This is a genomic window from uncultured Marixanthomonas sp., from assembly GCF_963974425.1.
GTDB lineage: Bacteria > Bacteroidota > Bacteroidia > Flavobacteriales > Flavobacteriaceae > Marixanthomonas.
Genome location: NZ_CAXBCK010000019.1, coordinates 33,535 through 57,151, shown reverse-complemented (window position 1 = coordinate 57,151; position 23,617 = coordinate 33,535). Strand labels below are relative to the sequence as shown.

General features: G+C 35.3%; 22 protein-coding genes. 13 read left to right on the top strand and 9 right to left on the bottom strand.

The window, feature by feature from the left end; genetic code table 11:
* Positions 1–2,961, bottom strand: coding sequence for an amidohydrolase family protein (locus AACZ92_RS07330; protein ID WP_339699098.1), 2,961 nt, complete (start codon positions 2,959–2,961; stop codon positions 1–3).
* Positions 2,962–3,057: 96 nt separating this feature from the next.
* Positions 3,058–4,128 carry a DUF3810 domain-containing protein gene (locus AACZ92_RS07325; RefSeq protein ID WP_339699095.1) on the bottom strand — a complete coding sequence of 357 codons (1,071 nt, stop codon included), beginning with the start codon at positions 4,126–4,128 and terminating at the stop codon, positions 3,058–3,060.
* Between the two features lie 89 nt (positions 4,129–4,217).
* Between AACZ92_RS07325 and AACZ92_RS07320 the strand changes: the two genes are divergently transcribed.
* Positions 4,218–5,675 carry an aminoacyl-histidine dipeptidase gene (locus AACZ92_RS07320; protein WP_339699092.1) on the top strand — a complete coding sequence of 486 codons (1,458 nt, stop codon included), beginning with the start codon at positions 4,218–4,220 and terminating at the stop codon, positions 5,673–5,675.
* Positions 5,676–5,748: 73 nt separating this feature from the next.
* Here AACZ92_RS07320 and AACZ92_RS07315 read toward each other — a convergent pair whose 3' ends face one another.
* The 3 genes from AACZ92_RS07315 to AACZ92_RS07305 are packed head-to-tail and all read right to left on the bottom strand — an operon-like array spanning position 5,749 to position 8,430.
* The gene (locus AACZ92_RS07315) at positions 5,749–6,855 is read right to left on the bottom strand and encodes a peptidylprolyl isomerase (RefSeq protein WP_339699089.1); all 1,107 of its coding nucleotides are present in this window, start codon (positions 6,853–6,855) and stop codon (positions 5,749–5,751) included.
* An 8-nt stretch (positions 6,856–6,863) separates the two neighbouring features.
* On the bottom strand, positions 6,864–7,418 hold the full coding sequence (gldI, locus tag AACZ92_RS07310; protein WP_339699087.1) for a gliding motility-associated peptidyl-prolyl isomerase GldI: 555 nt from the start codon (positions 7,416–7,418) through the stop codon (positions 6,864–6,866).
* Positions 7,408–8,430 (bottom strand): bifunctional oligoribonuclease/PAP phosphatase NrnA, encoded by a 1,023-nt coding sequence (locus AACZ92_RS07305; protein WP_339699085.1) that lies wholly within the window; start codon positions 8,428–8,430, stop codon positions 7,408–7,410. The genes gldI and AACZ92_RS07305 overlap by 11 nt, the downstream gene beginning before the upstream one ends.
* 75 nt (positions 8,431–8,505) lie before the next feature.
* Between AACZ92_RS07305 and AACZ92_RS07300 the strand changes: the two genes are divergently transcribed.
* Together AACZ92_RS07300 and AACZ92_RS07295 are read left to right on the top strand one after the other, a co-directional pair.
* Positions 8,506–9,549 carry an alkaline phosphatase D family protein gene (locus AACZ92_RS07300; RefSeq protein WP_339699082.1) on the top strand — a complete coding sequence of 348 codons (1,044 nt, stop codon included), beginning with the start codon at positions 8,506–8,508 and terminating at the stop codon, positions 9,547–9,549.
* A gap of 63 nt (positions 9,550–9,612) precedes the next feature.
* Positions 9,613–10,032 (top strand): nucleoside-diphosphate kinase, encoded by a 420-nt coding sequence (locus AACZ92_RS07295; protein WP_339699079.1) that lies wholly within the window; start codon positions 9,613–9,615, stop codon positions 10,030–10,032.
* A 72-nt stretch (positions 10,033–10,104) separates the two neighbouring features.
* On the opposite strand, the gene AACZ92_RS07290 is transcribed toward AACZ92_RS07295, so the two are convergent.
* Genes AACZ92_RS07290 through recF form a run of 4 tightly spaced genes read right to left on the bottom strand, consistent with a single transcriptional unit; the run spans position 10,105 to position 13,254 of the window.
* A complete protein-coding gene (locus tag AACZ92_RS07290) occupies positions 10,105–11,367 on the bottom strand; it encodes a YCF48-related protein (RefSeq protein WP_339699076.1) in 1,263 nt (420 codons plus the stop codon).
* A 53-nt stretch (positions 11,368–11,420) separates the two neighbouring features.
* Positions 11,421–11,717 (bottom strand): DUF721 domain-containing protein, encoded by a 297-nt coding sequence (locus AACZ92_RS07285; protein ID WP_339699073.1) that lies wholly within the window; start codon positions 11,715–11,717, stop codon positions 11,421–11,423.
* Between the two features lie 24 nt (positions 11,718–11,741).
* The gene (locus AACZ92_RS07280) at positions 11,742–12,158 is read right to left on the bottom strand and encodes a hypothetical protein (protein WP_339699070.1); all 417 of its coding nucleotides are present in this window, start codon (positions 12,156–12,158) and stop codon (positions 11,742–11,744) included.
* Between the two features lie 16 nt (positions 12,159–12,174).
* Complete coding sequence (gene recF / locus AACZ92_RS07275; RefSeq protein WP_339699067.1) at positions 12,175–13,254, bottom strand: DNA replication and repair protein RecF; 1,080 nt, start codon at positions 13,252–13,254, stop codon at positions 12,175–12,177.
* A 150-nt stretch (positions 13,255–13,404) separates the two neighbouring features.
* Between recF and AACZ92_RS07270 the strand changes: the two genes are divergently transcribed.
* The 10 genes from AACZ92_RS07270 (at position 13,405) to AACZ92_RS07225 (ending at position 23,604) form a co-directional block, all read left to right on the top strand.
* Positions 13,405–14,169: a tetratricopeptide repeat protein gene (locus tag AACZ92_RS07270; RefSeq protein WP_339699064.1), complete on the top strand. Its 765-nt coding sequence runs from the start codon at positions 13,405–13,407 to the stop codon at positions 14,167–14,169.
* Position 14,170: 1 nt separating this feature from the next.
* Complete coding sequence (gene ribH / locus AACZ92_RS07265; protein ID WP_339699061.1) at positions 14,171–14,668, top strand: 6,7-dimethyl-8-ribityllumazine synthase; 498 nt, start codon at positions 14,171–14,173, stop codon at positions 14,666–14,668.
* Positions 14,669–14,801: 133 nt separating this feature from the next.
* Positions 14,802–15,089 (top strand): riboflavin synthase subunit beta, encoded by a 288-nt coding sequence (locus AACZ92_RS07260; protein WP_339699058.1) that lies wholly within the window; start codon positions 14,802–14,804, stop codon positions 15,087–15,089.
* Entirely contained in the window at positions 15,089–16,939 is a 1,851-nt protein-coding gene (gene mutL, locus AACZ92_RS07255; protein WP_339699055.1) for a DNA mismatch repair endonuclease MutL, read from the top strand. The genes AACZ92_RS07260 and mutL overlap by 1 nt, the downstream gene beginning before the upstream one ends.
* Positions 16,940–17,674, top strand: coding sequence for a rhomboid family intramembrane serine protease (locus AACZ92_RS07250; protein ID WP_339699052.1), 735 nt, complete (start codon positions 16,940–16,942; stop codon positions 17,672–17,674). It begins immediately after the preceding gene.
* A gap of 2 nt (positions 17,675–17,676) precedes the next feature.
* The gene (locus AACZ92_RS07245) at positions 17,677–18,549 is read left to right on the top strand and encodes a rhomboid family intramembrane serine protease (protein ID WP_339699049.1); all 873 of its coding nucleotides are present in this window, start codon (positions 17,677–17,679) and stop codon (positions 18,547–18,549) included.
* A gap of 2 nt (positions 18,550–18,551) precedes the next feature.
* The gene (locus tag AACZ92_RS07240) at positions 18,552–19,577 is read left to right on the top strand and encodes an endonuclease/exonuclease/phosphatase family protein (RefSeq protein WP_339699046.1); all 1,026 of its coding nucleotides are present in this window, start codon (positions 18,552–18,554) and stop codon (positions 19,575–19,577) included.
* Positions 19,578–19,652: 75 nt separating this feature from the next.
* On the top strand, positions 19,653–21,182 hold the full coding sequence (gene guaA, locus AACZ92_RS07235; protein ID WP_339699043.1) for a glutamine-hydrolyzing GMP synthase: 1,530 nt from the start codon (positions 19,653–19,655) through the stop codon (positions 21,180–21,182).
* A gap of 116 nt (positions 21,183–21,298) precedes the next feature.
* A complete protein-coding gene (locus AACZ92_RS07230) occupies positions 21,299–23,203 on the top strand; it encodes a LysM peptidoglycan-binding domain-containing protein (RefSeq protein ID WP_339699040.1) in 1,905 nt (634 codons plus the stop codon).
* Positions 23,200–23,604, top strand: coding sequence for an OsmC family protein (locus tag AACZ92_RS07225; protein ID WP_339699037.1), 405 nt, complete (start codon positions 23,200–23,202; stop codon positions 23,602–23,604). The genes AACZ92_RS07230 and AACZ92_RS07225 overlap by 4 nt, the downstream gene beginning before the upstream one ends.
* Positions 23,605–23,617 lie beyond the last annotated feature (13 nt).

Genomic DNA, 23,617 nt, shown 5'->3' with positions numbered 1-23,617 from the left:
TTAGTTTATTGTTTCACAATGAAATTCGCGTATGTCTTTTCCTTTTGGTGGTTTGGTTTTTCCTCCGTTCTGTTTTTCAGCGAGCATCATCTTTACCAACTTATTGCGTTCTTTTTTAATAGCATTTCTTTTTTCTTTGTCTTTCTCAAGGTCGAAATAAGTAGTGCCTTCAATCATTGTTTTTTCTGCTTTCGCATAAACAGATAATGGGTTATCGCTCCAAAGCACCAAATCGGCATCTTTTCCTTCTTTAATACTGCCAGTGCGATTGTCTAGATGAAGTAATTTTGCAGGATTTATGGTAACCATATTCCAAGCTTCTTCTTCACTCATACCGCCATATTTTACACTTTTTGCTGCTTCTTGATTTAGACGACGGCTCATTTCTCCATCGTCACTATTAATCGCAACGGTTACTCCTTGGCTGTTCATTATCGCAGCGTTGTAGGGGATGGCATCGTTTACTTCGTATTTGTAGGCCCACCAATCGCTAAATGTAGAACCACCAGCACCGTGTTCTTTCATTTTATCGGCTACTTTGTATCCTTCAAGAATGTGTGTAAAAGTATTAATCTTGAAATCGAATTTATCGGCAACTTTCATCAACATATTAATTTCACTTTGTACATAGGAATGACAGCTAATGAAACGTTCGCCGTTTAAAATTTCAGCTAATACTTCTAGTTCTTCATCGTACCGAACAGCTTGTCCGCTTTTCTTTTTTGCATCATATTCTTTAGCACGGTTGAAGTAATTAACGTACACCTGCTCAACACCCATTCTTGTTTGAGGAAAGCGGTTAAAGCTTTGCCAGTTAGATTGTTTTACGTTTTCTCCCAAAGCGAATTTTATAAACTTTGGAGAATTATCGTAAATAAGCCCATCTGCATCTTCACCCCATTTTAATTTAATGATTGCCGAACGCCCACCAATAGGATTGGCAGAACCGTGTAGAATTTGAATGGATGTAACACCTCCGGCAAGGTCTCTGTAAATGCCAATATCTTCGGGGTCTACTACATCTTCAATAGTTACTTCGGCAGACGAGTTTTGACCAGCCTCGTTAATTGCCAACGCTGCAAGATGTGAGTGTTCATCTATAATTCCGGCAGTTAAATGTTTACCGGTTGCATCGATAGTTTTAGCTCCACCAGATCTTAAATTGGAGCCTATTTCAACAATTTTTCCATTCTTCACCAATACATCTGTGTTTTTCAGGACACCTGCATCTTCACTAGTCCATACCGTTGCATTTTTAAATAATACATTTTCCTGTTTTGGTTTGGTTGTATATCCATACCCAATATTAGGGTAGGTAAGGGGTACAATTTCTGGCTTTTCGCCTTTATCTTTTTTTTCTGAATCTTCTTCAGAAGAGCTGTCTTTTTGCCTTTCTGCAGTAAAACCTGATTCACTGCCATCTGGGGCAACTAATTTTCCAGAAAAATTATCACCTTCTTTGGGTACAATTCCTGTAGTTCTAAAAATCTCATTGGTTTTTTCATCAGTAAAAGAAAGTGTTACCCAATTTTCAGAATATTCCATTTTTGAAGGATATTCTACTTCGCCAGCCTTTACTTTAGCCTTAGGCTTTAATGCATCACCAGTAATGACAACATCGTACGTTTTTCCGCCAGAAGTGATTTTATAATTACCACGAATGTCTTTTTGGTCTTTGGTGTTGATTACATTCTTTGTGCCTTGAACCCAATTTTCATACAAAGTTGTTTCGTCATCGAAAATTTCACCCGAAGTAATTAAAAAGTTTGCATATCGTCCAGGTTTCAGTGAACCTATTTGGTCACTTTTACCCAATAAGTGGGCAGGAACCGTGGTTAAAGCAGCCAACGCTTTTGTTTTGTCGAACCCATATTCAAAGGCTTTTTTCAGTTTATTGGTAAATTCTTTCGGCTTCTCCAATTCGTAGGTTGTCAATGCGAATTCCACCCCATTTTCAGATAATACCTTTGGATTCATAGGTGCTTGGTTCCAATCACGCATATCAGCCAACGAAATATACTTAGTGGAGTATGGGTTGCTTACATCATACGCTTCAGGAAAGTTGATGGGAATAATAAATTTTGACTGAGTTGCTTTTGTTTGGTCAATCATTTCATATTCATCGCCTCCACCAATTATAATGTAATTTGTGTTAAATTCATCTCCTATTTTATCAGCGCGTAGATTGTTGCTTTTACTACCTGCTTCAAAAAAGGCAATTTTACCTTTGTTTTCAAGCAACGCTTCTAAAGAGCGATCTTTGGTGTCAATATTTCCTTTTTCATACCAATCTGCATCGTGATACATCTGGCGTAGTAATGCCATGGCTCCCATTAAAGAAGTTGGGTAACTTTGACGGCTTGCAACACTTTTTTCAAAAGAAAAATATTGACCTAACGCATCGTCTAACACTCGTTTGGCAGCACCTTCATCGTCATTTAAGGCTACTAAAACTCCCGAACCGCGAGCAATACCATCCATTTGTAAAGTGTTCACTGTACCGAATCCCATTTTACGAAGCTCTTTGGCCAACTTTTTATCGTATTTAAAGTCGTCGATAGCGTGTTGACCTGGCTTAATATGGTCGTTCCAATAATAACCATCTCGAGAAGGTTTGTATTGCGCCGAACGACCATTTCGCTCTGCTTTTTTAGGCTTTTTTACCCCAAAATTAGTGTACGAATCTATAAAAGAAGGGTAGATGTATTTTCCTTTTAAGTCGATAACCACAGAATTTTCAGGGATATCGACTGATTTTCCCGAAGCGACTACTTTTCCGTTTTGAATAAGGAGGGTTCCGTTTTTAATTTTTTCTGAAGGAGTTACAAATAGGGTTGCATTTGTAAAGGCTGTGTAGTTGTTGTTTTGTTCTTTTACACCATCATTTTTTGGAAAATAATCCTGAGCAAAAATGAGAGAAGAAAAAAAGAAGCAAAAGAGGAGGAACGTAATTTTTCTCATTAATATACGAGTTTTTAATTTTTAGATTCCTAAAGATATAAGTAGTCATTACATTTTGATAGGTGCAAACCTAATTTTAACAAAGTGTTAAGAGTTTTAAAATGGCTTGTCTTCAAAGTAATTAACAACCAAAGCAACCATATAGTTGTAGCTCATAATTCCTTTTGATTGGTTATTAGCTTTCAAAAAGTAATTGTAAAAATGTTTTGAAAATACTTCGAATGGATTCTCGTAATTGGACCAAAAATCGCGCATTTCTTTGTAGCTGGCTAAAATTCCTGGGTTGATGGTTGTAAGCAAATCATTATAAGTATCCATATCCCGCCGGGCAATTTCATTAACACAGTAGCGAAGGGCAAAAATATATCCGGAATATTGTATAAACTCGTCATCACTGTTTAAAGTGGCCAAGGTGGCAATAAAGTTAGCTTCGTTTTCAGCCGCATATCCAATTTGATGGGCTTGTTCGTGGCAGCTCACTACGGGAAATTTATAGGTTTTAATTAAGTTGTTTACCTGTGCTTCACCTGAAAATGGGTTTAAATAACCACTATATCCCATATAGGTTAATCCTAAACTCCAACCGCTTTTTTTAATACTTTTTGGGGAATATTTTAACTTCGGAAACTTGGCTTCCAAATTCTTATAGCCATTATCTGAAATATCAAAAACTTCTTGTTGTGTAAACGGTAAATCAATTTTCACACTGTCTGCATAGCCTAATTGACGATGCATTTTGTTCGATTTTGCAATTAAGCGTTGGGTTGTTTCAACAAGTTCTTCCGTAGTATAATCAGCTTCAATACCGATGGACTTATGAAGTGGCAAGCGGTAATAATTAAAGCCCCAAAGTATATGGAACATAAAATACACCACCGAAATAGCTGCGGTAATATCTAGAAAGAAACCAAGGGGCTGTTTCCAAATTCTTTTAAAATTTAGAAAAAGCCAACGTAACGCTACAATTGAAATTAATACATAAAACATATCACCAACCGAAAAAGGAACCCAACCAAATAAATAGCGAGAGGCTTTAGAAATAATAGGGTAGATGCCTAAACTGTAATATTTTTCTACAAATTCAGGGAAATATTTCAACAATTGCAGTGCAAAAATTTGAACCAATAGTAAGAGGGTTAAAATAAGTTGCGTTCGTTTTTTTTGCATAGCGTAAACTTACAAAGTAAATTGATTACCGCATAATTTTTAATGCGACTCTAAAACCTTAATTTTGTGCTTTTAATACAGAAATTACTATGAACGAAGAAATAAGAAACTTAGAACCAAAAGAACTTTGGAACAAATTTGCCGATTTAAACGCCGTACCGCGACCTTCAAAAAAAGAGGAACGTGTTATCGCTTTTATGAAAGATTTCGGTAAAAAATTGAATCTAGAAACCATTGAGGATGAAGTAGGGAATGTAATTATTCGCAAGCCTGCAACTGAAGGAATGGAAGACAGAAAACCAATCGTAATGCAATCGCATTTAGATATGGTGCATCAGAAAAATAACGATACCGATTTCGATTTTGATACTCAGGGGATCGATATGTATGTAGATGAAGATTGGGTTCGTGCTAAGGGAACAACTTTAGGAGCCGATAACGGATTGGGAGTTGCCACGATTATGGCAATTCTTGAAAGTGATACCATTGCGCATCCAGAGTTAGAAGCACTGTTTACTATCGACGAAGAAACGGGAATGACAGGTGCTAAAGGTTTAAAAGGTAGAATATTACAAGGTGATATCCTTTTAAATTTAGATACTGAAGAAGACGACGAAATAGGAGTAGGCTGTGCCGGTGGTGTAGATATTACAGCAACTAAAACGTATTCTGAAAAAGAAGCACCTTCCAATACTGAGATGGTTACTATTACTGTAAAGGGATTACGTGGGGGTCACAGTGGAATGGATATCATTAAAGGATTGGGGAATGCCAATAAATTAATGAATCGTGTTTTGTATGCCGCACAGAACTTTATTCATATAGCATCAGTTGCTGGGGGTAGTTTGCGTAATGCAATCCCTAGGGAAAGTGTTGCAGTTGTTGCTGTTGATTCAGATAAAATGAATGATTTTACTTCTGAAGTTGAAACGGTAACCAATAAAATAAAAGAAGAGTACAAAAACTTAGAACCGGAATTAAGCGTTACTACAGAAAAAAATTCTGAAGCATCTAAAAAAGTAATGGATACTGCTTCTCAAAAGGAGTTTATTCAAGCCATTTACGCAGCACATAATGGTGTGTATAGAATGAGTCCGGAGATTGAAGATCTAGTAGAAACATCGAATAACATTGCTAAAATTACTGTTAAGAGTGGAACTGTTGAAGTGTTGTGTTTAACACGCTCTTCGGTAGAATCTTCAAGAGATGATTTAGCCAATACCTTGCAAGCTGTTTTTGAAATGGCAGGTTTTACGGTTAATTTTTCTGGAGAATATCCAGGTTGGGCGCCAAATATGGAAAGTTCTATTGTGAAATTACTAGACTCTTTATATGAAGAAATGAACGGCGAACGAGCTGAAGTTGCTGCATGTCACGCCGGATTAGAATGTGGTATTTTAGGACAAAATTACCCTGAAATAGAAATGATTTCCTTTGGACCAACCATTCGCGGAGCACATTCACCCGATGAGCGAGCGAGTATTTCATCTGCACAGAAATACTGGAAATTTGTATTGGAAGCGTTGAAACGTATTCCGAAGAAATAAAAAATGTTTTTTACAACTTAAAAAGCCTCTTGAAAATTTTCAAGAGGCTTTTTTATGTGTTTTGGATTGCTGTTTATTCTACAACTTCCACGAGTTCTAATTCAAAAATCAAATCAGCGTTTCCTGGAATTAACGGCGGATAACCTCTTTGTCCATAACCTAAGTGAGATGGAATGAACACAGTGGCTTTATCACCTACGTTCAGTTGCATTAATCCTTCTCTAAAACCAGGAATTAATTTTGCTTCTGTGCTATATTGTGTTTCAACTGGTTTGTATTGTTGAGCTGCTTTACGAGCTTCATCTACAGTTTCAAATTGTTCAGAAATTTCTAATATGTTAGAATCGAATAAACGACCATCATCAAAATAACCTGCGTAGTTCATCAATACTTTGCTTCCTTCTTTTGGTTTTTCACCTTCACCTTTTGTATTGTAGTAAACTTTAATTCCTGAAGGTAATTCTTCTGCTTCTCCACGAAGTTTATCAAAGCCTAAAGCTTTTTCTTTAGCTACTTTAGCAATTCGCTCTTCTTTCTCCTTCTTTTCCTTCTCAATCTTCTCCATTTTTTCAGTGAATTGAGACACCTTCGTATTCCCTTTGTTTATGATATTCACTTCTTTCATAAAAATGGAATCCTTTGGTTTATCACCAGGCTTTATAGTTTCAACCATTCCGATTGAATCTACTACTTCTTGTCCTTTTACTATTTCACCAAAAACAGTATGACGGCCATCTAACCAAGGGGTTGGTTTTAAAGTGATAAAAAACTGACTTCCATTTGTAGCGGGGCCAGAGTTGGCCATAGATAAAATTCCTTTTTTATCATGTTTTAATGAATCTACAATTTCGTCAGGAAAACGGTAACCGGGATTTCCTTGGCCGGTTCCTTCTGGGTCTCCACCTTGAATCATAAAATCTTTGATTACACGGTGAAATGTTAATCCATTATAGAATTTTTTTCCTTTATAGATAGAATCAACCATTCCGTTAGTTCCTTCTGCCAAAGAGACAAAGTTGGCTACGGTTAATGGAGTTTCTTCATTGTATAATTCTGCAACAAAGGTTCCTTTATTAGTTACAAACTCTGCATAAACACCGTCTTTTAAATCTGGGTATTTGCTTTTGCATGCTACAAAAGTTAGGGATATTAATAAAAATAATAACGTGAATTTTTTCATGGTTACTTTTAATTTTCTTGGTTTTGTTTGATTGTTTTTAAGGTTACGGTACTTTTAACAGGAATATTAGTTCCTAGTTTACTCTCTATTCCGTAATATCCAAATGCTTTGTAAGAAGGAAATAAAAACGTCACCGTTTCGCCTTCTTGCATCAGTTTTATTCCATCACGGATTCCGGAAATTAAATCTTGGTTGGTTTGGTCTACTTTATAGCGTTGCAAGCCAACTTCTTCTTCAGTAAGGATTGTTTTCCCGTTTAACTCTTTAATGTTATAGGTAAAAGTAACATCGTCACCTAACTTAGGTTTATTTTCAACGATGCTATCTTTGGTGTTGTAATAATACCAAAAACCACTGTCTGAAGCAATGTAGTCTTTTGTAGTATCGGTATCAATTATTTTTTGGATGTATTCTTTTTCTTCATCATATAAAGCCTTATTACGTTGCGCAGATTCATGTATAAACGTGCCAGATGATTGATGTACTGGTCTTCTAGCTTCGGGGCTTTTACAAGAAAAAGCAAAGATGAAAAGAATAAATAAAGAGGCTATATTACGAAGCATCTGTAAGATCATTTTTATATTTAGGCAATATACTAATAAATTCACTAATTGTTTTAGATAAAGACAAGGTGCTTCTACCGCCAGCAGCATTGGTATGTCCACCACCATTATAGTGTTCGCGGGCTAATGTGTTTACTGAAAAATCACCTTTACTGCGCAATGACATTTTTATAATATTATCTTGCTTGTTTTCAATAAAGATAACAGCAAATTTAACTCCTTTTATGGACAGTGCGTAATTGACAAATCCTTCGGTATCGCCTTTTTTAAAATTGTGATTGTCCAATTCTTTTTGAGAAAGGGTAATATATGCCGTATTATAATCATGTAGAATATTGAGGTTATTTAAGGCTACTCCCAATAACTTCATACGGTCAGGGCTGTTTACGTCATAAATGTTTTGATGTATTTGAGAATTATTAGCACCCACTTCTATTAAATGCGCTATTACGCGATGCGTTTTTGCAGTAGTAGAGGGAAACCGGAATGAACCCGTATCGGTCATAATTCCTGTATATAATTGTGTAGAAACCTCTAAACAAAGAGCTCCTAGCTCATCCATAGCATCTATAAAATGATAAACCATTTCACAAGTAGAACTCATGGATACATCACTATAGGTTACAGTAGCGTAATCATCAGGTTCTTGGTGGTGATCTATCATTACAAACTTTGCATCACAGTCTTCGAGAAACTGTTCCATATTCCCGGTACGGTTTAAGGCATTAAAGTCTAGTGTAAAAATTAAACTGGCGTTGTTTATGGTTTCAATGCTTTTATCAGTGTCTTTATCGTGGATGATTATATCATCACAGCCTGGTAGCCATTTTAAAAAATCAGGAAAATCGTTTGGCATAATTATATCTGCTTTATGCCCTAATCTATTAAGAAAAAAAGATAAGCCTAAGCAAGAGCCAATTGCATCTCCATCTGGGTTTTTATGACCTACAACAACTATTTTTTGAGGAGAGGCAAGTAATTTTTTTACTCGTTCGGTAGTTTCGGTATTCATATCTTGCGAAGATACAATTTAATAACACGTAACTTTAATAGTTTTTTTATTTTTGAAATCGAAAAAACATCCACTATGAAAAATACACTTTTTTTGCTATCAATTTTGGTATTAGCAAGCTGTAAGGAAACCAAACAAGTAGTTTCTTCAGAAAAGAAGAATGAAAACGTCTCTTTTACTATGGTTTTTGCAAGTTGTAGCGATCAAGACCGCGAACAGCCTCTTTGGAAGCCTGTAATAAGTACTAATCCAGATGTCTTTATTTGGGGCGGTGATAACGTTTATTCCGATACAGATGATATGGAGAAAATGGCTTCAGATTATGATAAAGTATGGGCCAATAAAGAATATCAAACAATAGCAGAAAATACCGATATAATCGCTACTTGGGATGACCACGACTATGGAAAAAACGATGCGGGGAAAGAATGGCATAAAAAAAAAGAAGCACAACAGGTTTTTCTTGATTTTTTAAAACTCCCGAAAGATGACCCAAGAAGAAAACGAGAAGGTGTGTACCATTCACAAACATTTACTACAGACAGTGGAAGTGTAAAGGTTATTTTATTAGATACTCGCTATTTTAGAGGTCCTTTAAAAGTGAACCCAAACCCCGAAAATGAATATGAGCGTTACATACCTTGGCAAGAAGGTGAGGGAGGAAGTGTTTTGGGTGAAGAACAATGGAGATGGTTTGAAAATGAATTAAAAGATGATACAGCAAATTTTACCGTAATTGTAAGCAGTATTCAATTTTTAAGCGATCAGCATGGTTTTGAGAAATGGGCGAATCACCCTTCTGAAGTAAAGAAAATGTATAGTGTACTAAAAGGTGCTAAAGCAAATAATATTTTAATACTTAGTGGCGACCGTCATCATGCAGAAGTTTCAGTAAAAGAAGTTACTGGGTTGGAAGATCCTTTAGTAGATTTTACAAGTAGTGGGTTAACCCATACATGGCCGGGAACACCTATGGATAATAATCCATATCGAGTGGGCGAAGGAACCAAGCAATTAAATTTTGGTGTGTTGTATTTTGACTTTGCCAATGAGAAAGTTAGCTATCAAATACGAGGCGAAAATAATGTTTTATATGAAGAATTTGTGCAGCAATATTAAACTACTGTAAAGTTCTTGTTTTTGAAATGTATTTAGCTATTTTTGCACAAAATTTAAAAAAACATGAGAACAGATAGAACGTTTACTATGTTAAAGCCTGATAGTGTTGAAAAAGGAAACATTGGGGCTATTCTTGAAAAAATTACCGCTTCTGGTTTTAAAATCGTAGCGATGAAATTAACACAAATGACTACAGCAGATGCTGAGGAGTTTTATGCTATTCACAAAGAACGTCCGTTTTTTGGCGAATTAGTTGAATACATGACGCGTGGGCCTATCGTTTCTGCTGTGCTTGAAAAAGACAATGCTGTAGAAGATTTCCGCACGCTAATTGGAGCAACAAACCCAGAAGAAGCTGCTGAAGGAACTATCCGTAAATTATATGCTGCCTCTATTGGTGAGAATGCAGTACACGGAAGTGACAGCGACGAAAATGCCGAAATTGAAAGTCAATTCCACTTTGCAGGAAGAGAGATTTTTTAATTGGTAACTTTACTTAATTGCAAAAGCCGCTTTCTTAAGCGGCTTTTTATTTTTATATAAATTTAGTGGTTTCTATTGTTTAATAATTTTCTTTATGGCAATCGTTTGATTGTTTTTTAAAAGTTTTACGAAATACACTGCAGCTGAACTTTGTGGAATAGATAGGGTGTTGGTCTCTTTTAAATTATTAGTTTGAAAAACTTTCCTGCCGTTTATATCCATAATTTCTAATGTAATATTTTCATATTCGGGAGTCTTGAAGGTAAGTTTAAAATTATCTTCCATAATTGGATTAGGATAGATAGTAAACGAATTATGATTAAATTCTTCTACTCCTGCCACAGCATCATAAGGTGTTTTCAGTATGTACCCACCCAAGAGTGCATACCCTACATCTTCAGAAGCAAAATGTATGTCTGCAAATCCTTCATTAGCATGACAGTTAGCACTCGTGGTTTCTTCTTCAAGACTATATTCCCAACTATCGCCACCATCATTGGTTTTTTCAATCCACACATTACAACAATCACAAAGTGCAGCTGCCGAATTAATGGTAAAACCTTTATTATCATTTAAAAAATACATATCTGTAATTCCCAAATCTTGATTTTGAAAATATAAATCAGCCCAATCTGTATTATTTTGGGTTCTATAGCCAGCAAATCCACTATATGAAAAAGTATCAAAAATGTTACTTGAACCGGAAAGTAAATTCACATAATTTTCAGTAATAGCAATCGAAAATAGATCATCTGTAGTTGGTATTGAAAGCGGCTCCCAGTCATCACCACCGTTTTCGGTATAAAACAAAACCCCGTTGTCTCCTGCTATATAACCAATATTTTTGTCTTTAAAATGAATGCTGTTTAATTTTTCAGAAGTTAAAGAAGTATTTAAACTCCAATTATTCCCGCCATTTGTAGAATGTAAAACCACACCATTATTACCTACGGCCCAAATATTGTTAGAAGTGTTGACAGCAACAGAAATAATAGCTTCTGTAGTTCCTGAAGCGAGTTGGGACCAGTTTTCACCTGCGTTTATGGTTTTTAAAATGGTTCCGTTGTCTCCTACGGCATACCCATTATTTGCTCCATCAAATGCTAAATCGAGAAAAATTTCATCTATTCCGCTATCAAATTGCGACCAAGTTTCCCCGCCATCTTCTGTTTTATAAAAAATACCGCCATCGGTAATAACGTGTACTATATTTTCATCTGTTGGATAAAGAGCGCCATGATAATTTGATAACTCGATGGGTAGATAATTCCAGTTTTCTTGTGAAAAAGTTAAACAACTATAGAAAAGGATGAAAAAAAGTAATAATTTTTCCATAATTAGAATGATTTGTCAATAAAGTTACAAATTTTTTAACAAATGGATAATTACTAACGAAGAACCAACTTTTGTATCAATTCTTTCCCTAGTTCTTCATTAACTAGTTTTATTATTTTTTCTTTCCCATAACTTAATTCTTCTCGCAATACTGAAGAGCTTAATTGCACGTATAATACTTCACGTTCTAATTTTATAGCAGTGGTATAATTTGAAATAGCATTTCCCATAACATTGTGCCAAGCTTCTTTAACAGAAACTTTGTCCAAGCCATTTTGTAAACGGTTGGCTTCAATAAAGTCTTTTATTACATCGCCCAATGTGCTTTCTTCTTTATTTCTTCTTGCCAAAACAGGTTTTTTGTGGGTTATTCGCTAAAAATTAAAGGTACTGAACTTTTTATACTTATAGATGTTTCCGTCCTTGTTTAACACGTGCAATGTGCTGTCTTTTGCTAATAAAACAGTTTCTTTCCAAGTATCGAAAGGAGTTTTATAATATAGCTGCAAACTATCTTGCTCTATTTTAGGAATAAAGGTTTCGGCATCTTTGCTTACTTTAAATGTACCATCTAATTGTGGGTTCACTTTTTTTCGCATCCCTTCCGTGCCATTTACTTCAATAAAATCGATAGTGGTGCTTAAGTTGTATTCTTTTTTAGTTCCATCAGGAAATTCTACTGATTCAATTTCCCAATAACCAGGAAGGTTTTGTAGTTGCTCATCTGGTGATTGTTGTGAACACGCTACAATGAAAACGGTAGCTAAAATGAATAAGAATTTTTTCAACATGTTTTCTGAAATTTTATTACAACGCAAACATCTTATAGGTTTGGTGCACTTTTTTAATTACGGCTTCAGTTCGGTCTGCGTGAGTATCACTAATAAACAATTGACCGAAATTTTCATTGTCTACCAACTGTATTATGTGTTCCACCCGTTGTTCGTCTAATTTATCAAAAATATCATCCAATAATAAAATAGGATTTACATTGCTTTGCGCTTTTATAAAATCGAATTGCGCTAATTTCAAAGCAATTAAATACGATTTTTGCTGTCCTTGCGAGCCAAATTTTTTAATAGGATGGCCATCAATTTCAAAAACAAGGTCGTCTTTATGAATTCCGAAATTAGTGTATTGTGTAATTTTATCTTTGGTGATGTTTTCTTTCAATAAAGTTAATAGATCATTATCTTTTAACTGACTCTTGTAGTCCAATCCTACCGTTTCATTTCCGCTACTAATTGATTTGTATCGATTCAGGAAAATAGGGGTGAACTCTAATAAAAAAGAGGCTCGTTTTCCGTAGATAAGAGTTCCAAATTCATGAAGTTGTTCATTGTAAATGGAAAGGGTGTCTTGGTTAAAGGTGTTGTTAGCGGCAAAATATTTCAATAACGAGTTACGCTGCACTAATGTTTTGTTATACTTTAATAAGGTGTTTAGATATTGTGAATCTCCTTGCGAAATCACACCGTCCATAAATTTGCGTCTAGTGCTACTACCTTCTATAATAAGGTCGCGATCTGCTGGCGAAATGATAACCAACGGTAAAAACCCAATATGTTCACTAAATTTTTCATAAGCCTTCCCATTGCGTTTTATCATTTTCTTCTGGCCTTGTTTGGCACTCACGATTATTTTTTCTGGGCGGTCGTTTTTCTCATAATTTCCTTCAACTACAAAGAAATCGGCATCGTGTTTTATGTTTTGGCTGGTAATAGGGTTAAAATAGCTTTTTCCGAAGGAAAGATGATAAATTGCATCGAGTATATTTGTCTTTCCCACTCCATTATGACCTGTAAAACAGTTGATTTTTGGGTCCATTTGAAATGTGATGGCATCAAAATTTTTATAATTGAGTAAGGAAAGTGTGTCTAAAACCATAGATATGAACAAGTTGCGTATTTTTGTGTAACTTGAGTGTTCTTTAGCAAAATTCTGAAAAAATGAGCACAAAATATTATAAAATACTAAATAAATTCCCTTTTTAATTCCATTAAAAATTTTATTTTTGCCCATCATTAAACCAACACTATGGCAACGTACAAGAAACGAGGATACAAACCTAAGACCAAAGCTGAAAAGCAAGAGGCAATTGAAGAAGAAAGCACAACGGCAGAGGTATTTAGTACCTTAGACCAAGGAGCGTCAAGAACCGAAGCTTGGGTAGAGAAAAATCAAAACTATATTTTAGGAATAGTAGGTGCAATTGCAATTTGTGTGCTTGGTTACCTTGCGTATGAGCAATTTATCCAAAAACCGAAAGAGTCTGAAGCGATGAACGAAATGTTCCAAGCACAATCTTATTACGAGATGGCACTTACTGCAGAGTCTAAAGATTCTTTATATAGTTTAGCGTTAAACGGAGGGCAAGGTAAGTACGGTTTTATCGATATAATTGATAACTACGGAAGCACCGATGCTGGAAATCTAGCAAACTATTATGCTGGAATGGCTTATTTGAATACTCAAAAATATCAAGAAGCGATAGACCATTTAGATAACTTTAGTAGTGATGATGCCTTTTTAGGTCCTATTGCAAAAGGTGCAATTGGCGATGCTTTTGTTCAATTAGAGCAAAACGAAGAAGCGCTTAAATATTACGAAGAAGCTGCTAAAATACGTGATAATGAACTAACAGCGCCTCGCTTTCTTTTAAAAGCAGGTATTACAGCATTAAATATTGGTAATAAAGATGTTGCTTTAAAGCATTTTCAAAAAATTACTGAAGAATATCCTAATTCACAAGAAGCAAAAAAAGCTGATCTCTATGTAGGGCAAGCTGAATCAATGCAGTAGTATGGCAACAGTAAATAAAAATTTATCACATTACGATAAAGCAACAATCCCAAACGCGAAAAACTTTCGGTTTGGGATTGTTGTTTCAGAATGGAATGACAACATTACCGAAGGTCTTTTTCAAGGAGCTTTCGATGCTATTTTAGATTGTGGCGGGGTGAAGGAGAATATTGTTCGTTGGAACGTTCCTGGAAGTTTCGAATTAATTTATGGCTGTAAAAAAATGCAGCAAAGCTACGATATGCTCGATGCTGTAATTGCTATAGGTAGTGTAATACAAGGTGAAACAAAACACTTCGATTTTGTGTGTGATGGGGTAACCCAAGGTATAAAAGACCTTAATATACAAAGCGATATTCCAGTTATTTTCTGCGTACTTACCGATAATACCATGCAACAATCCATAGACCGTAGCGGTGGTAAGCACGGTAATAAAGGGAGTGAAGCTGCTATAGCCGCCATAAAAATGGCGCAGCTTAGAAAAGATGCTCGTTTTTAGATTTTTTATAAACCTCTTTTTATAGATACCGTTGAGTGCCAATCCTTCGGAACGGTTATTGTATTCACAAATAAAGCACTGCAAATCACTTCAAAAACTGCAGTATTTTAAGTACATTTGAAACACGAGGATTATGGGAATTATAAAGTCACGAAAGAATAAAAAATTTGATTACAGCCCGCGTTATTACAAGAACGATGGTGAAGGAAGTCCGTACAGCATTAAGCATAAATTTGATGAATACCGAAGCACTGTTGGCGGTAATTCGGGGTTAAAAAATAAATTTAAAACGGCTTGGGAAGACCTTCAGCAGTCTAAAAATCGTCGAGCTAACCGAACAATTATATTGATTGTTGCGATTTTTATTTTCATTTTCCTATATATCATCGATTTTGATTTGTCAATATTCTACCAAAACTAATGACCGACATCATTCAACTTTTACCGGATCACGTTGCCAATCAAATAGCAGCGGGAGAAGTGGTACAACGCCCAGCTTCTGTAGTTAAGGAATTGTTGGAGAATGCGATTGATGCTAAATCAACCTCAATAAAATTGGTGGTAAAAGATGCTGGTAAAACACTTATTCAGGTAATTGATGATGGAATCGGCATGAGCACTACCGATGCCCGGTTATCTTTTGAACGGCATGCAACTTCAAAAATAAAATCTGCAGACGACCTTTTTAATCTGCACACTAAAGGTTTCCGTGGGGAAGCTTTGGCTTCTATTGCAGCGATTGCTCACGTAGAATTGAAAACTAAGACTAAAGATTCTGAAATTGGCACTAAAATTACTATTGAAGGTAGTGAAGTGACCGAACAAGAACCTGAGGTGGTTGCTAAAGGCACGACTATTTCAGTTAAAAATCTATTTTACAACATTCCTGCACGCCGAAATTTCTTAAAAAGTAACAATGTAGAAACGCGTCATATTATTGATGAATTCCATCGTGTTGCTTTAGCACATCCGCAAGTAGAATTTAATATGTTGCACAACGGAAGTAATGTTTTTAATCTTCCGTCCAGTAATGAAAGACAACGCATTGTAAATATCTTCGGAAATAAAATGAACGAAAAACTCGTTCCCGTTTCCGAAGAAACAGAAATACTTAAAATAGAGGGTTTTGTAATAAAGCCCGAATACGCTAAAAAGAGTAGAGGCGAACAGTTTTTCTTTGTCAATAATCGTTTTATAAAAAGTTCATATTTACATCACGCTGTAAGTGCTGCTTTTGAAGGATTGTTGAAAGATGGAGCCTATGCTGGGTACTTTTTATTTTTAGAAGTAGATACCAAAAGCATTGATATAAACATTCATCCCACCAAAACTGAAATAAAATTTGACGATGAACACGCTATTTATGCAATGCTTCGAGCGACTATTAAACACAGTTTAGGGCAGTTTAGTATTGCACCAGTGCTTGATTTTGAAAAAGATACGGGGTTTGATACACCCTACGAGTACAGTAAAAAATCACCGGTAGCACCTACTATAGATGTGGATAGAAATTTTAATCCTTTTCAAGGCGAACGGAAACAAAAAAATATCACTTTTCCTTTTAAACGCGAGAAAAAATCATCAGCCTCTTGGGAATCTTTATATGCTGGTTTAAAAAGTGAAACGGCAGTTTTAGGTCAAGATGATAGCATCGAATTTGAAAGTGAAGAGGTCTCTGGAAGTCTTTTTGAAAATGACCAAGAGGAAAATCTACGTGTTACGTTTCAGCTTCAGAATAAATACATTATCAGCCCGATTAAAAGTGGCATGTTAGTAATTCATCAACATTTGGCACATCAACGTATTATATATGAAGAATTACTAAAAAATATCACCGTGCAAGAAGCGGTGAGTCAACAATTATTGTTTCCGTTGCAACTGAGTTTCTCAAACCCCGACTTGGTGTTTCTAGAAGATTTGAAAGAACAATTGGAGCATACAGGTTTTGTTTTTTCAGAAATAAAAGACGGAACCGTTGAAATTAGTGGTATTCCTGTTTCAATAACCGAAAGCCAAGTTGAAACTGTTTTAACACAGTTAGTAAAAGATATAAAAGAAGAAGTGCCAGATGCTGGCTTTAGCCAAAATGATTTATTGGCAAAAAGTATGGCAAAAAATATGGCAGTAAAAACGGGAACACCTTTAAAGCAAGAGGCGCAATTGCATTTGGTGCACCAATTGTTTGCTTGTAAAGAACCTAGCGTGTCGCCAAGTAATAGACCAGTATTGGTAACTTTGGACGCCAACGACTTTGATAAAAAATTTATGTAAATGGGAAGAATAACCGAAACCGTTAAGGTTTTAATCATTATAAACGCAATTTGTTTTGTAGGGACTTTAATCTCAGGCGATTTAGTATACAGGTTGTTTTCACTTTTTTATTTTGAAAACCCAAAATTTCAAATTTGGCAACCACTTACGCATATGTTTATGCACGGAGGTTTTATGCATATTCTTTTTAATATGTATGCGTTGTGGGCTTTTGGTTCGCCATTAGAAATGCGCTGGGGACAGAAAAAGTTTTTGTTTTTCTATTTTTCGGCAGGATTTGGAGCTGCATTAATTCATACATTAGTAAATTATTATCAAATACATAGTGGTTACGATGCGTTGATGGCAGCAGGAATGGATCAGTCACAAATCATGACTTTGTTAGAAACTGGACAGTATAATACAGGAATATTGGAAAGTGTTTCAAAGGAAACCATTCAAACATTGTACAATAACTTTAATACACCAGCCGTTGGTGCTTCAGGTGCAATTTATGGAATATTAGTAGCGTTTGGTTTGATGTTTCCTAATATAGAATTGATGCTTATATTTTTACCTGTTCCCATAAAAGCGAAGTATTTTATCCCTTTGATTATTGCAGGAGATGTGTTTTTCGGAATAACAGGCTCACCTTTCGGAATCGCTCATTGGGCGCATATTGGTGGGGCTATATTTGGGTTTATTATGGCTTATTATTGGAAAAAAAATAGTTTTAATTCACATCGCTGGAATTAACAATGGATACGAACAGCTTAAAATATCAATTTAAAACTTCAAGTATAATTATAAAATTGATTGCTATTAATGCAGTTATTTTTATAGGTGTGCGTTTATTGGCGTTTTTTATGGGTATGGGCCCTGGACAATTGGTGCAATGGTTTATATTACCCGAAAATTTTGGTAGCGTTTTATTACAACCTTGGTCACTGTTAACCTATTCGTTTTTACATTTTGGGTTTTTCCATATTCTGTTTAATATGCTTTGGCTCTATTGGTTTGGACGCTTTATATTAAACCTTTTCAGCGAAAAACGATTTTTAACCATCTATTTATTGGGAGCTCTTTTTGGTGGATTACTCTATGTAACAGCATATAGTGTTTTTCCTGCTTTAAAAGGTACTACTGCTGGGTTAATAGGTGCTTCAGGAGCCGTAACAGCCATAATGGTTTTTATCGCAACATATACACCTAATGCAGAGGTGATGGTCTTCAGGTTCCGTATTAAACTATGGCAAATAGCTTTGGTCTTGGTATTGTTAGATTTGGTGTTGTTGCCAAGTAGTGGTAATGCTGGTGGCCGATTGGCGCACATTGGTGGTGCTATATTTGGTTTTGTGTATGCGCAACAGCTTCAAAAAGGAAACGACATTGGAAAATGGTTCGAAAATATAATTGATTGGGTAGAAAACTTATTTACACCTCGAAAAAAGAAACCGTTTACTAAAGTACATCGAAATAAAAAAACTTCTAAAAAATCTACTTCTACTGAAAATAAAAATGACAATCAGAAAAAGATTGACGAAATTTTAGATAAAATAGGTAAAAGTGGCTACGATAGCTTAACAAAAGCTGAAAAAGATTTTTTGTTTAAAGCAGGTAAAGATAATTGAGTTTGAAAAAAGGAGGAATCATAACTAAATTGCTTTTTTGGGGTAATTCGCTAGTAGCGTTTTTTCTTTTATTGTCATTTGTATTACCCTATTTACCACCTTCAAAATTTCCAACACTTTCGTTATTGAGTTTATTGGTCTCGCCATTAATTGCATTAAACATTTTTTTTGCTATTTATTGGCTTATAAGGATGAAAAGAAAATTTCTAGTTTCGACTGTTATCTTAGTAATTGCTTATTTTTACTTCAATCCTTTTTTTGAAATCTCTACTGAAAAAGACGCTTCAGAATATAATAAAACGATTCGTATTCTTTCCTATAATGTACGGTTGTTTAATGCGTATGAAGATAATCCTGCTTCCGAAGAAGTATCTAAAACTTTTTTAGAAATTATAGAAGAAGAAAAACCTGATGTTATTTCGATACAAGAATATTATTTGCAAAACAAAATAGATTTTTCAGAATACCCATATCAGTTTATTAACTTTAAGAAGGAAAATAAGTTGGGACATGCCATTTTTTCAAAATATCCCATTGTAAATAAAGGAGCGTTTGATTTTTCTGATACATCTAACAACACAATTTTTGCAGATATTGTAAAAAATGAAGATACTTTAAGAGTGTACAATTTACACTTGCAATCAATGGGTATAAAACCTAGAGTAAGCTATTTGCAGGAAAATGATAAAACAAGATTGCGAAAACGCATAGCAGATGCTTTTGTAAAACAAGAAGGGCAAGTTGCCATGATAAAAGAACATAAAGAGAAGAGTCCCTACAAAACGCTAGTTATGGGTGATTTTAATAATACTTCTTTCTCATATGTGTACAAAAGTTTGACAGTCGATATGCAGGATGCCTTTTTAAAACGAGGCAATGGAATTGGCACAACCTTTAAATTTGATTTTTACCCCATGCGAATTGATTTTATAATGAATTCAAACGATTTTGAAGTGTTGAAATTCAATACAATGGAAAAATCGTTTTCAGATCATTTTCCTGTAAGCGCAACATTAGGTTGGGAGTGAAAACAGAATATTTAAAATTTTATAAAAAAAGTAGCATAAGGTTTTAGTAACCTTATTTTTCAATTATTTTTGCCTATGCAAAACAACGTCCTTATTTTAGATTTTGGTTCACAGTACACACAGCTAATAGCACGTCGTGTAAGAGAGTTGAATATTTACTGCGAAATCCACCCTTACCACAACATTCCAGAGAGTTTAGATGAGTTTAAAGCCGTAATCCTTTCGGGAAGTCCGTTTTCGGTTCGTGCCGAAGATGCACCACATCCAGATTTATCCCGTATAAAAGGTAAACTACCTATGTTGGCTGTTTGCTACGGCGCACAATATATCGCTCATTTTAATGGGGGTAGTGTGGAGCCTTCTAATATTAGAGAGTATGGAAGGGCCAAACTTTCAATGATAAAGGCTGATGCTTCTCTTTTTAAGGGTATTTTAGAAGGAACACAGGTTTGGATGAGTCATAGTGATACCATTGCTCATCTCCCTGAAAATGGAATTCGGTTAGCAAGCACACCAGATGTGCTTAATGCAGCCTACCATATTGAAGGCGAAAAAATTTATGCTATTCAGTTTCATCCAGAAGTGTATCACACAACAGATGGGAAACAACTGTTAGAAAATTTCTTAGTTCATATTGCCGGTGTTGAGCAAAGTTGGACGCCTGCAGCATTTGTAGATACTACTGTTGACGCCCTGAAAGAGCAATTAGGAAACGATAAGGTGGTATTAGGTTTAAGCGGTGGTGTAGATTCTACTGTAGCTGCTATTTTATTACATAAAGCGATAGGCAAAAACTTGTATTGTATTTTTGTGAATAACGGATTGCTTCGGAAAAATGAATTCAGTGATGTCTTGTCACAATATAAAGATATGGGCTTAAACGTTAAAGGAGTGGATGCTTCGGTACGTTTTTTGGAGGCTTTAAAAGATATAAGTGATCCCGAATTAAAAAGAAAAGCCATTGGCAACGCTTTTATTGAAGTTTTTGACGACGAAGCACATGAAGTACAAGATGTTAATTGGTTAGCACAAGGAACTATTTATCCTGATGTTATAGAAAGTGTTTCGGTTAACGGTCCTTCGGTAACAATTAAATCGCACCATAATGTGGGAGGTTTGCCAGACTTTATGAAGTTGAAAGTGGTAGAACCCCTTCGTATGCTTTTTAAAGATGAAGTAAGACGTGTAGGAGCAGAAATGGGTATTGATAAGAAACTTTTAGGCAGACATCCATTTCCGGGGCCTGGATTAGCTATTAGAATTTTAGGAGATATTACTGCTGAAAAAGTTCGTATCTTACAGGAAGTTGATGCTATATTTATCAATGGACTTAGAAAATGGGATTTGTACGATAAAGTATGGCAAGCCGGTGCTATTTTACTTCCAGTGCAGAGTGTTGGCGTAATGGGAGACGAACGTACATACGAAAAAGTTGTAGCATTGCGAGCGGTAGAATCTACCGATGGTATGACAGCAGATTGGGTGAATTTACCGTATGAGTTTTTACAGGAAACTAGTAATCATATAATAAACCGGGTAAAAGGCGTTAATAGAGTAGTCTATGATATTAGTTCGAAGCCACCAGCTACGATTGAATGGGAATAAGATCCCCTGAAAACATTCTAAAAGGTTTTTAAAGCCTCGTAGCTAGATTCAATAAGCTAAGGATTATAAACTTAAAGGAACAAATACGAATACATATAACCTAACATAAGAATATTTTGAAGCATTTTATATACCTTTTTTTGATATGTACGCTTAATACAGGTTGTGGTATTGCAACTCAGCAGCAACAATATCGAAGTCATAAAGTAAAAAGTGGTGAAACAATTTACAGTATCTCCCAAGAATACGGAACTACAGAAAGTGCAATCTATAGGTTAAACCCTGATGCTAAAAATGGTATTGGTGCAAATACAATTATTATTCTACCCCGTTCTTCAAATGTTATTTCAAACTCCGGCGCAACAAGTGTCACTTTTAAGGAACATCGTGTAAAAAGAAAAGAAACGTTATTTAGTATTTCGCAAGAATACAATGTCTCTCAAGATGAAATAAAGAAATACAATAAAGAATTGTATTCACGACAGCTTAAAAAAGGAGAGAAAATACGTATTCCTATTACACCAAAGGGAAGTACTACTACAGTTTCTGAAACAACAGAAAATACAGATATTAGCACTCATACTGTTGAACCTAAAGAAACTATTTACGGAATTGCTAGAAAGTACAATACCACGATTGCCGAATTAAAGAAACTCAATCCAGGTCTAGATAAAAATATTACAATCGGTACTGCTTTAAATGTTCCAGATGTTTCTACAACAGAATCTGCCACGATTGATAATGAGAAATACGATTTATACGAGGTACAGCCTAAAGAGGGGTTTTACCGGTTAAAAGTAAAGTTAGGACTTTCAGAAGAAGATATTGTGGCTCTTAATCCATACGCTAAAGATGGATTAAAGGACGGAATGATTTTAAAAATTCCAAAAGAAAACTCTGTGGGTATTACTGAAAAAGCGACCCCAGTAAATCTTGAAAACTACATTGCTAACAAATCTGAGAAAAACATTGCTCTGTTATTGCCTTTTCAACTGCAAGAAGCAGACCCAGATTCCACAGAAGCTAATGAGGATTTAATAAAATCTAACTCAGTTTTACGTATTTCTCTTGATTTTTACAGCGGTGTATTAATGGCAGCCGAATTTGCGAAAGATAAAGGGATTTCTGTCAACCTTCAGGTTTTCGATACTGAACGAAACGCAGCTAAAGTAGGTGCCATTGTTTCGGGTGGTGATTTTGATAATATGGATGCCGTTATTGGGCCTCTATTAAGTAAAAATGTTGACAAAGCTGCAGCAACGTTACGCAGTGATAATGTGCCTGTTTTCTCTCCTTTGAGCAATAAGGAAATACGGATGTACCCTAATCTTTTCCAAACGTTACCTACAGATGATATGCTTCAAGCACGAATGATGGATTTTTTAGTTGAAAAATCAGCTGGAAAAAACCTAATCATTGTTAGCGATTCAAAGCACAACGCCGAAAAACAGAAAATAATTTCTCAAATTCCTACAGCAAAATCAGTTTCTCCACGTGAAGGCGGTTATTTATATCAGCGTGATATTGCTGCAAAAGTAGACACAAACCGTGAAAATTGGGTGGTATTAGCTTCGAGTGACCCGGTATTGGTTAGTAATGTGGTAGGACTTTTAAATGGTATGCCTAAAAATCATAAATTAAGGTTGTTAGCCCTTGATAAAAATAAGGCGTACGATTATCACGATGTCTCGAATATGCATTTAGCAAAGCTGAAATTTACATTTCCTTCAGTAAACAAGAATTATGACTTTAATGAAAAAGATCCTTTTCTAATCAGTTATAAAAATGAATACGGTGTATTGCCTAACCGATACGCAGTACGAGGTTTTGATATTATGTATGATATTTTATTACGCCTGGCTTCGGCAGACGATATGTATAAAGCCAGCGAAAATGATTTTGTAACAGAATACATTGAGAATAAATTTCAGTACACAAACAAACTTCTTTCTGGCTATCAAAATAATGCAGTATACATAGTAGAATATAATGATAAACTTCAATTTATAGAAGCAGAATGAGCACAGCTAAAGTAACATACCTTGGGGGTCTCCGTACTGAAAGCGAACATATAAAGTCAGGTAATAAATATATTACCGATGCCCCAACAGATAACCACGGTAAGGGTGAAGCTTTTTCGCCAACCGATACAGTAGCGACTGGTCTAGCCAACTGTATGCTAACGATGATGGGCATTAAGGCGAATGATCTACAAGTAGATTTAGAAGGAAGCACGGCAACTGTGACTAAAACAATGGCTAGCAACCCTCGACGTATTTCTAAGATTGAGGTGGTTTTTAATTTACCTGTTGTCTTAGAAGAGAAACATAAAAAACTATTAGAAAAAACAGCTAACACTTGTCCGGTACATTATAGTTTACATCCAGATATTGAAAAAGTGATAATCTTTAATTGGGGGTAATCAGTTTTTCATA